General features: G+C 55.1%; 10 protein-coding genes and 2 tRNA genes. 5 read left to right on the forward strand and 7 right to left on the reverse strand.

What is annotated here, in order from left to right; translation table 11 throughout:
* Nucleotides 1-158: 158 nt before the first annotated feature.
* A tRNA-Asn gene (locus GUC22_RS09330) sits at nt 159-234 on the reverse strand.
* 6 nt (nt 235-240) lie between these two features.
* On the opposite strand from GUC22_RS09330, the gene GUC22_RS27600 reads away from it, so the two are divergent.
* The 3 genes from GUC22_RS27600 (at nt 241) to GUC22_RS09340 (ending at nt 2,086) form a co-directional block, all read left to right on the forward strand.
* The gene (locus GUC22_RS27600; RefSeq protein WP_219192691.1) at nt 241-420 is read left to right on the forward strand and encodes a DUF5951 family protein; all 180 of its coding nucleotides are present in this window, start codon (nt 241-243) and stop codon (nt 418-420) included.
* An 8-nt stretch (nt 421-428) separates the two neighbouring features.
* Nucleotides 429-1,886: an EmmdR/YeeO family multidrug/toxin efflux MATE transporter gene (locus tag GUC22_RS09335; protein WP_004136541.1), complete on the forward strand. Its 1,458-nt coding sequence runs from the start codon at nt 429-431 to the stop codon at nt 1,884-1,886.
* Between the two features lie 124 nt (nt 1,887-2,010).
* Nucleotides 2,011-2,086 (forward strand) — tRNA-Asn (locus GUC22_RS09340).
* 827 nt (nt 2,087-2,913) lie between these two features.
* On the opposite strand, the gene GUC22_RS09345 is transcribed toward GUC22_RS09340, so the two are convergent.
* A complete protein-coding gene (locus GUC22_RS09345) occupies nt 2,914-4,368 on the reverse strand; it encodes an AMP nucleosidase (protein WP_024359975.1) in 1,455 nt (484 codons plus the stop codon).
* Between the two features lie 132 nt (nt 4,369-4,500).
* Nucleotides 4,501-4,758, reverse strand: coding sequence for a histidine kinase (locus tag GUC22_RS09350; protein WP_098140871.1), 258 nt, complete (start codon nt 4,756-4,758; stop codon nt 4,501-4,503).
* A 170-nt stretch (nt 4,759-4,928) separates the two neighbouring features.
* On the opposite strand from GUC22_RS09350, the gene GUC22_RS09355 reads away from it, so the two are divergent.
* The gene (locus tag GUC22_RS09355) at nt 4,929-6,470 is read left to right on the forward strand and encodes an alpha/beta hydrolase (RefSeq protein WP_049089252.1); all 1,542 of its coding nucleotides are present in this window, start codon (nt 4,929-4,931) and stop codon (nt 6,468-6,470) included.
* On the opposite strand, the gene GUC22_RS09360 is transcribed toward GUC22_RS09355, so the two are convergent.
* Complete coding sequence (locus GUC22_RS09360) at nt 6,462-7,394, reverse strand: nucleoside recognition domain-containing protein (protein WP_004136550.1); 933 nt, start codon at nt 7,392-7,394, stop codon at nt 6,462-6,464. The two genes, GUC22_RS09355 and GUC22_RS09360, sit on opposite strands and share 9 nt — an antisense overlap.
* A 227-nt stretch (nt 7,395-7,621) precedes the next feature.
* Here GUC22_RS09360 and pagP point away from each other — a divergent pair, with 227 nt between their 5' ends.
* Nucleotides 7,622-8,197 (forward strand): lipid IV(A) palmitoyltransferase PagP, encoded by a 576-nt coding sequence (gene pagP, locus GUC22_RS09365; RefSeq protein ID WP_049089254.1) that lies wholly within the window; start codon nt 7,622-7,624, stop codon nt 8,195-8,197.
* Between the two features lie 118 nt (nt 8,198-8,315).
* Here the strand turns inward: pagP and GUC22_RS09370 are convergent, their stop codons facing one another.
* From GUC22_RS09370 to GUC22_RS09380, 3 genes are read right to left on the reverse strand one after another with little or no spacing between them, the layout of a single operon-like run.
* Nucleotides 8,316-9,239: an acyltransferase gene (locus tag GUC22_RS09370; RefSeq protein ID WP_162685378.1), complete on the reverse strand. Its 924-nt coding sequence runs from the start codon at nt 9,237-9,239 to the stop codon at nt 8,316-8,318.
* Nucleotides 9,240-9,277: 38 nt separating this feature from the next.
* The gene (locus GUC22_RS09375; protein WP_024359971.1) at nt 9,278-12,340 is read right to left on the reverse strand and encodes an efflux RND transporter permease subunit; all 3,063 of its coding nucleotides are present in this window, start codon (nt 12,338-12,340) and stop codon (nt 9,278-9,280) included.
* Nucleotides 12,340-13,425, reverse strand: coding sequence for an efflux RND transporter periplasmic adaptor subunit (locus GUC22_RS09380; RefSeq protein WP_024359970.1), 1,086 nt, complete (start codon nt 13,423-13,425; stop codon nt 12,340-12,342). Before GUC22_RS09380 ends, GUC22_RS09375 begins: the two co-directional genes overlap by 1 nt.
* Nucleotides 13,426-13,951 lie beyond the last annotated feature (526 nt).

Raw genomic sequence — 13,951 nt, forward strand, 5'->3', positions numbered from 1 at the left:
GGGGTCACTCCATTATCGAACTAACCTGACCCCAGATTTGACCACCAATTTTTCCCGATGCGAAGGGTAAAATCAAAATGCACCGGGAAGAGTTTTCACGCTAACCTCTTGAATCAATATCAGATAAGGATTCGCAAAGATGCATGCAAACAGGAAATTGGCTCCTCTGACTGGACTCGAACCAGTGACATACGGATTAACAGTCCGCCGTTCTACCGACTGAACTACAGAGGAATCGTTGTGGAGTCGTATCTTAGCGGCGAAAAAACTTTTGTCAAACATCTATTCGCCGTCCGTTGCTCAACTGGCGCATCCATCAACAAATTGTCGCCATTATCGACAATTTATCGGGAAAAATGCTTTGCAGGATTAGCTTTTCTCTATCATCATTTGAAATGTAGTTTCAACTTTTCTCACTAAGGTCTCCCTTGAACGTCACCGCCGCCTTACGCCAGTCCGTCGAACGCACGTCCTGGTTTAAAAAACGCAAGAGCTATCGCGTCCTTTACTGGCGTGAAATCAGCCCGCTTGCGGTCCCGATTTTGCTGGAAAACGCCTGCGTACTGCTGATGGGCGTGTTGAGTACTTTTTTGGTTAGCTGGCTCGGTAAAGAGGCCATGGCGGGCGTTGGCCTGGCCGATAGCTTCAACATGGTGATTATGTCCTTTTTTGCCGCCATCGACCTCGGTACGACCGTGGTGGTGGCGTTTAGCCTGGGCAAACGTGACCGGCGGCGGGCAAGGGCGGCAGCGCGCCAGTCGCTGGCGATAATGACCCTGTTTTCGATTATTCTCGCAGCCGTTATCCATGCTTTTGGGGCGGAAATTATCAATTTTGTCGCCGGCGATGCGACAGAAGAGGTGAAAGGCCTGGCGCTCACCTACCTTGAACTGACGGTATTGAGCTACCCGGCGGCGGCAATCGCCCTGATCGGCAGCGGTGCGCTACGCGGCGCCGGAACCACTAAAATTCCGCTGTTGATCAACGGCGGGATGAATATCCTCAACATTATCATCAGCAGCATCCTGATTTACGGCATTTTCTCGTGGCCCGGTATGGGGTTCGTCGGCGCCGGTCTTGGATTGACAATTGCCCGCTACATTGGTGCGGTGGCCACGATTTGGGTGCTAATGATCGGTTTTAACCCGGCGCTGCGCATTTCGCTGAAGAGCTATTTTAAGCCGTTTAACTTCGCCATTATCTGGGAAGTGATGGGTATCGGTATTCCCGCCAGCATTGAATCGGTCTTGTTCAACGGCGGCAAGCTGCTGACGCAAATGTTTGTCGCTGGGATGGGCACTAACGTGATTGCCGGCAACTTTATCGCCTTCTCGGTTGCCGCGCTGATCAACCTGCCGGGGAACGCCCTCGGTTCAGCATCGACCATTATCACCGGCCGACGTCTCGGAAAAGGGCAGATCGGCCAGGCAGAGCGTCAGGCGTGGCATGTCTTCTGGCTGTCGACCATCATTTTGACGGTGATTGCCTGGGGAACCGCGCCGCTTGCCGGTCTGATCGCCTCGTTCTATACCAGTGAAGAAGATGTCAAAGTGGTGGTAAAAGAGCTGCTGTGGCTGAACGCCTTCTTTATGCCGATCTGGGCAATGGCCTGGACGCTGCCGTGCGCCTTTAAAGGGGCGCGTGACGTGCGCTACACCATGTGGGTCTCAATGCTTGGCATGTGGGGCTGCCGCGTGGTGGCGGGCTATACGCTGGGGATTGTACTGGGGATGGGGGTTATCGGCGTTTGGCTCGGGATGGTGCTTGACTGGGCGGTGCGCGGCGTTCTGTTTTACTGCCGAATGGTCAGCGGGCGCTGGCTGTGGAAGTATCCGCGAACGAAAGCGCAGAGGGAAGAGACCAGTGCGCCGGCCAAAGAGAGCTAATTTCACAGAGCGAAGCGGGACTTTTCGCCCAAAGTGGAGAATTATTCGGCAAACGGTTTGAAATGTGAAAACAGCCTTTGACAAGGTGGGGCGCCATCGATAATATGCGCCCCGTTCACACGATTCCTCTGTAGTTCAGTCGGTAGAACGGCGGACTGTTAATCCGTATGTCACTGGTTCGAGTCCAGTCAGAGGAGCCAAATTTAAGAAGCCCGCTTAAGGAAACTTAAGCGGGCTTTTTGCTTTCTATTCCATAGACACGATGGCGGCAACGTCGGGGCACAGAAGAACATACCCTGCGTACCATCAGGTTTTTAAAACCAGGATACAATTAGGGAAATTAGCCCGATCGCGACTGTCCAGAAAAAAAACGTTGCTAATAAAATAAACAGGCGGATATTCCCTATGGTTAATTTCATAAAGCTGTCTTCCCTACTTTTACGAAAATAGTCCATTGCCGATCGCGATAGATAAGCATATCCATGGTTGCTTACCGTCGACATGCGCAATTTAACTCTGGTAATGTAGTAACAAGATATTTGTTGCAAATAACCTGTCGCTATTAAAGGATGATTCCAGGGGGAGAGTAACGCCCATAGGTAACTCTTTGATTATTTTGATCTCTCAATGGCGCTGTCTATCTTGTACCGCTTTTTGGTTGCTTGTGAATTTATGTAATTAATTTAATAGGTTACGAGACCCCATTCAAGTGTTAATCAAGCCACAGTGGGACGTTTTATGATCATGTGACAAATGTTGTTAATATGTTAATGGTGTGTTTTTTTAATCGATGCAGTTATTTTTTTAATCTCGGCAGTTTAGCAATAATATTTCTCGGATAGGCGGTATGGCCATTTTCGGAGGAATTTTTACCATTAAAGAAAATAAAAACTTTATTGTATTACGGCAGAAGAGTGGTTATTGGCTCTCTGGCCGAACGATTCTCCTTCGCTAACGCTTAGTCCGGAGGGCATAAATATTTCACGCCACCCGGACTGAGTTTATTCTGCGCGTATGATATCCGCGCTTAGCGGAACGGCGGTTCGTTGAAGGTTCTCAGCTTGCGCGAATGCATGTGGTCGCCTTCGGCGCGCAACAGGTCAATCGCCCGGATACCAATCTGCAAATGTTCGGAGATAGCTCCTTCATAGAAGCGGTTCGCCTGGCCCGGCAGCTTAATTTCGCCGTGCAGCGGTTTATCGGAGACGCACAGCAGGGTGCCGTAGGGGACGCGGAAGCGATAGCCCTGGGCGGCAATGGTCGCGCTTTCCATATCGATAGCCACCGCGCGGCTGAGGTTAAAACGCAGCGCCGAGGCCGAGTAGCGCAGCTCCCAGTTACGATCGTCGGTGGTGACCACCGTTCCGGTACGCAGCCGCTGTTTCACTTCTTCACCGGGCATGCCGCTGACCTGCTTCGTGGCGTCGTAGAGCGCGCGCTGAACTTCGGCAATGCTCGGAATCGGGATATCCGGCGGCAGCACCGCATCCAGCACATGGTCGTCGCGCAGATAGGCGTGGGCCAGCACGTAGTCGCCGATATTCTGGCTTTCACGCAGGCCGCCGCAGTGGCCAATCATCAGCCAGACGTCCGGACGCAGCACCGCCAGATGGTCGCAGATATTTTTGGCATTCGCCGGACCGACGCCAATATTAATCAGCGTGATCCCCTGGCCGTCTTTGGTGATCAGGTGCCAGGCGGGCATCTGGTGCTTTTTCCACGCCAGATCGGAAATCGCCTCTTCCGGCGCCTCCGTGTCCGCCGTTATCCAGATCCCGCCCGCGCAGGAGAGGGCGATATAGGGACTCTCGGGATCGAGAATTTGGCTACAGCCCCAGCGCACGAACTCATCGACGTAGCGGGTGTAGTTGGTAAAAAGCATATACGGCTGGAAATGATCAACCGGCGTGCCGGTATAGTGACGCAGGCGCGCCAGCGAGAAATCGACGCGGCGGGCGTCGAAGTGCGAAAGCGGATAGTATTCCGTCGAATGAAACAGGCCATCGGCGGTTTCATCGCCAATTTGCGACAGCTCGGTGGTGGGGAAAAAACGCGTCAGGCCGGCGCTCATTGAACGATCGAGCGTAAGCTCTGAGCCATCAATGACGTACGGATAGGGGATCTCATGCTGCGATAGCCCGACGGTAATCGCGGCATCGTAATCCTGATACAGCATGGTGAGCTGTTCCAGCAGATAGGCGCGAAACAGTTTAGGGTTAGTAATAGTGGTGGTATAGCAACCGCTATGGGTAAAACGACCCCAGGCCCGGGTTTTTAACGCTTTATGTTCCGCTCCGTCCCACGATACCGACAGCTGCGGGTAAACGAACAGCCCTTCCGCACGGGCGCTATTCTCGGGGAGGATATTATGGTGAATATAGTCGCCGATGGCTTTACGCAGCGCATTGACCGATTTTTCATAGAGCGCTTCGAGTTGCGTAAGCGCCTGTTCTGGGGTCAGCCTGGCGGCTTTCTGGTTCATGACTTACTCCTTGTTTCTGCTCTGCTGACGTTTTGCTTAGTATGTCACAGGCTGAACCAGGCGTAGGACAATTTCACCCGCTGAGTTGAGAAAGTACTGAGATTAGAACCGGTTGATGCCAGGGTACGTCGCTTAATGCGCGGTGATATTCACGATGGCGCCCCAGCGTTCAGCGCTAAAATGCGTAGCGTTGAGCACTTTAATCGTGATCGACTTATCGCCGTTGATGCAGTACAACGCGTTAGCCAACGGCGTGAGCTTATCGCCTTCCTGTAAACGTCGGCCGCAGGGCGTGAGTTCGGCAATGATCGTTAACTGGCCGCTTTGCAGAACCGCGTGGGTAGGTGTAGACGTCGAGTTCTCGTGTAGTTTATTAATCCACCATTCCATTTGTTTATTCCTGACCTGTTACACTCCGGCGATAATTCATGTTTGCTTCTCATCTGACAATAAGAACAGGCGGTTGGTTTAGTCTATGTTTAATAAGTGAATCGCAGGATCGGATCCGCTTTGAGTATTACCCACGCCCTCGCAGCTAAAGAGATAATTCGGACAGAAATATGGCAATGATGCGTTTTACCCGCCTGCTGAATAAGTCGGGCTTAAGAATGGTCTCGGTGGTGAAAAAAGCCATTATTGGGCTGCTGGTGGTCGTGATCGTCTTTTTTATTGGCCGTATTTACGAGTCGCAGCGCGGCCCGGCGCTGCACCGCTGGCATACCTGGACGGCGAATGAAATGACCGCCAGCGAGATTGACCACGCCACTTTTGCTGAATACCAGACGCGGGAAGCGGCGATCTTTCGCGATATGAAAAGCAAAATTACCGACACGCTGAGCGACGATGAAAAAACAGCCATTAACCGCTTTTACGCGCAAAGCCTGGTCTATCCGGATAAGTTTCATCCCGACTGGAACCGCTCCTTTATTCTGCTGCCGCAGGGCAAACCGCGCGGCGCGGCGGTGCTGCTCCACGGCCTGACGGATTCGCCCTACAGCGTGCATTATCTGGCGCAGCGCTATCAGCAGCAGGGATTTGTCGCCGTCGCGCCGCGGCTGCCCGGACATGGGACCGCCCCCGGCGCGCTCACCGGGGTGGATCGCGAAGAGTGGATAGCGACAACCCGGCTTGCGGTGCGCGAAGCGACGCGGCTGGCGGGGGATGACGCGCCGCTGCACGTGGTTGGTTACTCCAACGGCGGGGCGCTGGCGCTGAAGTACGCCCTCGATAGCCTTGAGGATAAATCGCTGCGCCGGCCGCAGCAGGTCATCCTGCTGTCGCCGATGATTGGCGTGACCGCATTTGCCCGTTTCGCCGGGCTGGCCGGTTTACCCTCTGTGTTTCCGGCCTTCGCCCGCGCGGCGTGGCTGAACATCGTGCCGGAATTTAACCCCTATAAATACAATTCGTTCCCGGTGAAGGCGGCAAGGCAGTCGTGGCTATTGTCGCAGGCGCTGCAGCAGCAAATCGTGCAGGAAGCACAGAGTAAGCGGCTTTCTGAACTGGCGCCGGTGTTAACTTTCCAGTCGGTGATGGATTCCACGGTCAGCACCCGGGCGGTGGTGGATTCGCTCTATCGCTATCTGCCGGATAACGGTAGCGAACTGGTGATTTTCGATATTAACCAGGCGGCGAATTTGCGCGCGCTATTCCGCCCGTCGCTCTATTCGGCGGTCAATACGTTATTGCCGCCGGCGCCGCGGCCCTACGGCACCACGGTGATTACCAACGCCGCGCCCGACACCTATGAGACGGTAGCCCGCACCACGCTTGCTGGAACGCGAAGCGAAACCGTGACGCCGCTGCATATCGCCTGGCCGCAGGATATGTACTCCCTGTCGCACGTGGCGGTGCCGTTCCCGCTGAGCGATTCGCTCTATGGCCGGGAACCGGCGGAGAAAAATCGCTACGGGATCAGCATCGGGACGATCTCGTTGCGCGGAGAAACCGCTACGCTGAGCGTCGGGCTGGATACGCTGATGCGCGTCACGTCCAACCCGTTTTTCCCGTGGATGATGGTGAGAATTAACCATCATATCGCCTGTAGCGATCGGGCTGATATCGCTGCCTGTCTCCGTCCTGAGTCGGCGGCGTCAGAATAGCGTAAGGTGCATCACGGTACGGATGGCGATCCCGGCGATTGCGCCGGTCGCGGCGAAGCGGAACAGGCGTACGAAGCGCGAGCTGACGCCCAGAAAGATGCCGATGCCGGGGAGGTCGAAGGTCTGCACCAACAGGCCTGCCGAGGCGTTGATCTGGCTTACGGTTACTTTACCCTGCTGAACGAGCTCGGAGACCACGCCGAAGTAGGCCGTACCGCCGGCCACGCATTTGACCAGCGCCGGCAGCACGAAGTTAACCGGGATATTCAGCCACAGCAGCAGCGGCATCAGCAGGCGCTGGAGCATCTCAATCAGGCCCGCCGCCTGCATAAAACCGACGATAGCCAGCGACAGGATCAGCATGGGCACCGCGCCGAGGGCCAGGCGAATGGCGTCGGCGCCGGCGCTGTTGATAACGGCGATTATGCCCTGGCTATTTTGTTCGGCCTCAGGCAGCGCTTCGGCCCGCGCGTTTTCAACCATTGACAGCCTGCGGCCGGTGATATGCCAGGTGACCGCGGCGGCGCACAGTCCGCCGACAATCGAGATAACGATAGAGGCCAGCCAGTGCAGGCCGAAGGGCGTTAACGGATAAAACACGTTGCCTTGACCCATGGCGAAAAGCATCGCCAGCGTGGCGGCCATCTGCCGGTCCGAAGCGCCGCGTTTATCCATAATCGCGAGGGTCGCAAGCGGGGCGGCGAAGCTGACAAAATTCATCTGAATCAGGGCAAACGCGCTCATCCCGGTTAAGCCGAACGGCTTAAGCAGCGGGGCGAGCCAGCGAACGATAACGTCCAGTACCCCGCGTACCTCGAGATATTTCATCACGATGAGCATGACGACCATGATTGGCAACAGCGTATAAAGCGCCACATCGACGGACGTTTTCCCCGCCGACATAATAATGCTGATGAAGTCCATCTATTTCTCAATCACTACGGACAGAAAGGATAATTAGCGCCATCATAATCCCAGCGGCAAGGAATTGAAATCGCCGTGGCGGTTCTCACTGTCCTGAAATGGGCGCTTAACTGGACTTGCAATTAGCCCCTGGCCGGTGCAGAAAATTTGTCTGTCGATATTTGCAAAGCCTGTTTTTTGTTCCCAAACTGAATGAACACCGGGCGACTTTCTTTAAGGATAAAACTATGCAACGTTGTCTGCGGGTAGCGTGGGGAATTGTGTTTATTTTCACCTTTTCAGTACAGGCTGAAACTAAAATATACGGCGAGCAGCGCGTCAGCGGCTGGTGGAACTGGCTAAAAAACGATGTCTCGCAGACCTGGAATGAGCCGCAAAACTACGACCTTTATCTGCCGTTTCTCAGCTGGCACAACCGCTTTATGTACGATAAAGAAAAGACCGATAACTATAATGAAATGCCGTGGGGCGGAGGATTTGGCGTGTCCAGATATAACCAGGAGGGGAACTGGAGTTCGCTCTATGCCATGATGTTCAAGGATTCGCACAACGAGTGGCAGCCGATTATCGGCTACGGCTGGGAGAAGGGCTGGTATCTTGATAGTCGCCGCGATTTTCGCCTTGGCCTTGGCGTCACCGCCGGCATCACCGCCCGCGATGACTTCGCCAACTACGTGCCGCTGCCGATTATTTTGCCGCTTTTCTCCGCCAGCTATCGTCGTCTGAGCGTGCAGTTCACCTATATTCCCGGCACCTATAACAACGGTAACGTGCTGTTCGCGTGGCTACGCTACGGTTTTTAGCCATGCGCGGGCGGCGGCTGGCGCCTTACCCGACCGACAAAATGAGCCCCAACCAGAACCTGAATCCTTTCCCCGGGCCCGGTAAGGCGGCGTCCACGCGGCCAGGAATCACAGATCGTCAAATCGTAATCACTTTTTTGATTAGCGAATTGGACAGCGCCAGCATCGAAATCAGCACCGAAGTAATAAACGTGAGGACAATCAGCATTAACTTTGTCCCCAGCGAGTTAATCGGGATAAATGCGGTGAGCAGGTGAAAAACGGAGTAGTGGAGAATATAAACGCCGGTCATCGTTTTGCTAATGGTGGCGAGAAGGGTCTCTTTAAACTCGCTGTTTTTACGAAAACGCACGCCGTTGGCCGCAATAACCAGCGCAACAACCAGAATATAAATTTGTGAACCGGTCAGAATGAACGCATTTCTGTCGGCCTTAAACAGGGCGAAAAAGAAATGCCGCTCGTAAAACCAGGTGAAAAGATAAATAAACGGAATGGCGATCATCGCGCCTTTGACCACTTTTTCACGCCTGAGCCAGTCGGCGACCAGCGGGTCGCTGAACAGCTGACCGGTCAGATAAAATAGCAGCCAGGTCCACAGGCGGTACTGCGGCGCCAGGCTTAGCGCATGAATATCAGGATACAGCGCGGAGAGAAGATCGTAACCATACGAGAGCAGCAGCAGGGAGAACACCGTGGCAAAGAACGCTGTGCGCCTTTGGCTGAGCCACTCGATAACCGGGTGAAAGGTGTAAATGACGATAAACGCAAACACAAACCATGGCTGGATAAGATAGCCGCGCTGGTAGGGCTCCCAGAGATAGTACACCGTCATCCAGAACAGAAAGACGATTACCACGCTCTTGATTTTGCCCAACTGCCATTGTGAATCGTGGCGAGACTGCGAATCCAGATAGCCCGCCACCACAAAAAACAGCGGCGTGGCGATAGTCGAAATAAACGTCAAAAACCCGAGGATCCAGTGATAGTCATAATCATAGCTATCCCAGGTGTTATAAATGGTGAAGAAAGTCACCGCCGTCATGCATCCCAGCGTTTTAATAATATTTAACCCGGTACTATTCATGGTTGTCGCTTCATGTCCTTATTGTGGAAACAGGCGTAGATTACCGGCAGAACCAGCAGCGTCAGAATAGTAGCAAAACCCAGACCAAACATGATAACAACCGCCATGCTCTGGAAGAAAACGTCCAGTAATAGCGGCGCCAGGCCGAGCACGGTGGTAAACGCCGTCAGCAGGATCGGGCGCAGACGCGACGTGGCGGCATAGATAATGGCCTCCTGTTGTCCTTTCTCCTGCTTCTGCTGTTCAATCTCTTCTACCAGCACGATGCCGTTACGGATCAGCATGCCGCTCAGGCTCAGCAAGCCGATTAACGCCATAAAGCCAAAGGGGATGCCGGTAAGCAAGAAGCCTGGCGTTACGCCAATCAGCGCCAGCGGTACGGTCAGCCAGATAGCCACCGCGTTTTTCAGCGAACTGAACATCAGCACGGTAATCACAAACATCACCAGGTAGCCCAGCGGCAGGGTAGTGAACAGACCCTGCTGCGCCTCGCTGGAGTTCTCCGCATCGCCGCCCCACTCGATACTGTAGCCGTGCGGCAACGCGATCGCATCAATCTGCGGCTTCACGCGGGACAGGATATCCCCCGACGTCTGGTTACTCAGCGGATCGGGATCGGTCTGCACCGTCAGCACGCGGCTGCGGTCGCGGCGCAGGATTAGCGGATCTTCCCATTCGAGGTGAAAGCCGCTGACCACGTTACTGAGCGGAATATACTGCTGGCGGCTCTGGCTCCAGACCAGCACGTTATTCAGGTGATTCGCGTCCTGGCGCTCAGCGGCCGGGGGGCGGACGACCACCGGCAGCAGGTCGGCTCCCTCGCGGTACAAGCCCGCGCGGCTGCCGGAGAAGTTCATCTCAAGCGCGTTATCAATATCCTGTTTATCTACCCCCAGCTCGCGGCCAAGCGCGGTGGAGTACTGCGGGCGGATAACTTTGCTGCGGTTTTGCCAGTCGTTCCGCACGCCATCGGTAGCCGGATCTGCGGAGAGAATATCGCCAACCTGGCTGGCGAGCAGGCGCAGGCGGTCTGGGTCCGGACCTTTAATCCGCACCTCAATGGCGCTGTCGCCGGAAGGGCCGAACATCACGCGTTTCGTGCTGGCGTTGACCTGCGGGTAGTTGCGCGCAATATAGCGATCAACATGCTGCGTCAGTGCGTTAATATTGCGCTGGTCGTCCATACGCACCATGATCTGCGCATAGTTGCTGTACTGCCGCTGACCGCTGTAGGTGAGGATAAACCGCATGCTGCCCTGACCGACGGTGGCCACGGTGGTGACCACCCCGGGCTGGCCGTTAATGGTGGTCTCAATATCGCTGGTCATCTTTTCGGTGGTCGCGATATCGGTACCGTACGGGAGCCAGAGATCGACAAAGAAAATCGGCGTATTTGACGAGGGGAAAAAGTTTTGCCGCACCGATCCGAACCCCCAGATAGCGGCGGCCAATAGCGCCGCCATGATGGTCAGGGTGAGGGTTTTGCGCAGCAGAAGGGCTTGCAGAGCCTGCTGATACAGGCGGTAAAAGCGCCCGCCGTACGGGTTGGCGTTGGCCTGCGCTACCGGCTGCGATTGATTTTTAAATAGCCACCATTTAATCAGCACCGGGGTAATGGTCAGCGCCGAGAACCAGCTCAGCATGAGCGAAATCAGCAGTACCTGGAACAGCGATTTACAGTATTCTCCGGTCGAGTCCTGCGACAGGCCAATCGGCGCAAAGGCGAGAATGGCAATTACCGTGGCCCCCAGCAGCGGCAGCGCCGAACGGCGGATCACATAATTTATCGCCGTAAGCAGCGTAGACCCCTGCTGGCGGGCGATCAGCACCCCTTCGACGATGACGATGGCGTTATCGACCAGCATACTGAGGGCGATAATCAGTGCCCCCAGCGAAATGCGCTGCAGCTCGATGCCCCACAAATACATGATCAGCAGCGTGCCGAGCACGTTGAGCGCCAGCGACAGGGCGATAATAATGCCGCTGCGCACGCCCATAAAGATCAGCAGGACCCCAACGACAATCGCCAGCGCCATCAGGAAGTTAGTGATAAAACCGTTGACCGAGTGAGCGACTTCCGCCGCCTGATCGTAGAACAGGTCAATGCTGATCCCGGCCGGTTTTTCCGCCGACATCTGCTCCAGCTTGCTCTCCAGCGCGCGGCCAACATCAATCACGTTAACCCCGGGAATAAACGATACCCCCATGGTGACTGCCTGGCGGCCGTTGGCATGGTAGATGCTGGCGGGCGTTTCGCTCAGCCCGCGCGATAGCGTGGCGATATCGCGCAGCCGCGTCGCCGTTCCCGAACCGTGCGGGCTGATTAACAGGTCGCCGAGCTCATCGAGGTTGGCAAATTCCCCCGTCGGGTGCAGGCGGATCGACTCGCTGCCGGATTTAATCTCGCCGGCGTTAGATACCACATTCAACCGGCTGAGGATAGCCGCCAGCTGGTTGAGCGTGATGCCGCGGGCGGCCATTTTCGCCAGCGAGATATCGATGTTGATTTGCTGAGGGATCGCCCCGCCAATGGCGACTTTGCCGACGCCGGGAACCAGCACCAGTTCGCGGCGCAGCTGCTCGGCGTAGCGAACCAGTTCAGGATTGGTAAAGCTATCGCCGGAGATAGCAAAGAAGAAGCCAAAGACATCGCCAAAATCATCATTTACAAACGGGGAGGCGACGCCGGGAGGAAATTGACGGGCGGCGTCGCCCACCCGGCGGCGCAGTTCATCCCAGATTTGCGGCAGCTCGCTGGAGTGGTAGTGCGAGGCGATATTGACGGTGATTTGCGACAGGCCGTTGGAGGAGATCGAACTGACGTTGTCGAGATACGGCAGCTGCTGCAGCGCGTTTTCGAGCGGCAGGGTGACTTCTTCTTCAACCTGCTGTGCCGACGCGCCGGGATAATGGGTGATCACCACGGCGGTTTTGATGGTAAACGCCGGGTCTTCCAGACGGCCAATATTCAGCAGGGCGAAGATCCCCCCGATGCCCAGCAGCAAAATAGTCAGCCAGACGCGGATCGGGTTGTTAATAAACTGGCGGGAGATATCCATTACAAACCTCGTTCACGCGTCCAGATACGAACCGGCTGTTGCGCATGCAATTCGCTGACGCCTGCCGCCACTACACGCTCGCCGACGCTGAGCCCTTCGGTGATCACCACGCCCTGAGTGGTGACCTGACCAACGCCGACTTGTCTCTCTTCCAGCTTAAGCTGGTCGCCGCTGCCCTGAACGACCCAGACGTGGGGGTCATTGCGCGGGCGATTATCCGGGTTAAACACCGCTTCGACCGGCACCACCACCGCATTTTTACCGGCGCTGGCGGGCAGGTTCGCCAGGTTGATTGTCACCGTTCCGCTCACGCCTCCCACCGCTGGAAAGTCGGCCGGTCGCGGCATGGTCAGGATGATTTGCCAGGTGAGCGTGCTGCTGTCGCTGCTGCCGGTGTGCTCTTTATATTCGGCGGTAAACTGGCGGTCCGGCATGGCGTTAATTTTGACGACCGGACGATACTGCGCGTTGCGAATATCGAGCGCGGTAAAGAGATTTTCCGGAACGCTAAACACCACGTCGAGCAGATCGGTTCGCGTCAGGGTCACAATCGGCTGCCCGGCGGCAACCACCTGATGGTTACGTACCGGGACGTAAGCGGCAACGCCGCTGAACGGGGCGGTCAACGTCATTTGCGACAGCTCTTCGCGGGCGATTTTCAGCGCGGCGTTGGCCGCGTCGCGGTTGGCCCGCTGGATATCCATTTCCGCCTTTGAAATCGCCTGGCGACCGGCCAGCGTCTGGAAACGATCGAACTGCCGCTGGGCGAGGGTGGCGGCAGTCTGCCGTTCATTCACGCGCTGCTGCGCTTCCCGTGCGCTGAGGCGGGCAAGGGGCTGCCCCTGAGTAATAGCGGCCCCCTGACGTACATCAAGCGATTCAATCTGCCCGCCGCGTTTAAAAGATAAATCGGTGGAATCCCCGGACTCAATGCGGGCGGGGAATACGCGCTGCTGTGAATCACCGATGGCAACCACCTCGGCGACTTTGACCATCCGCGGCAGCGGGGTAATTTGAGGTGCTTTCCGATCGCAAGCCGTTGTTATTAAAATAACAAGCGGAATGAGAGAAAAATAACGATTCACTGTATTCCCCTCGGAGTTAAAGGCTATGTTTTACATATTGTTCACAATCGCTGATTTTATTCAGCGAGTGCCGAGACAACGAAATAGGTAATTAACCCGGTAGCCGTACAGGCGATTATTGCCAGGGCAATAAACAGGCTCAGGCGAAACAGACTGTAACCGAACATCGTTCCTCCTTTAGCTTAAATAGCTGGCTAAGTAAATTCTTATCTTAATAATTGTTGTGGGGCGCCAGAAAGCGAGCAAGCCACTGATAATGAGGATAGTCGTAGTAAAACGGAAATGTTAAAAAGAGCGAAAATTATGGTGATGTCGACGATTTTACCGGGTTTGCAGTCGAATTGTCTGGCTGTGCCTGGCTCTGTGATATTTTTCAATATATTAATTGGCTGCTTAATAATGTTAACCGTGGTGTGCTACGTTTAATTATAGCCACGCGTCTAACAGATTTTGTTCTTGAGATTGCTTCCTCAGCACCATTGCCTGGGCTGTTTTCACCACCTTTTTTTATAGGTAATAAAAGGAT

This window comes from Klebsiella sp. MPUS7 (genome assembly GCF_009905335.1).
In the GTDB taxonomy this organism is placed as follows: Bacteria; Pseudomonadota; Gammaproteobacteria; order Enterobacterales; family Enterobacteriaceae; genus Klebsiella; species Klebsiella grimontii.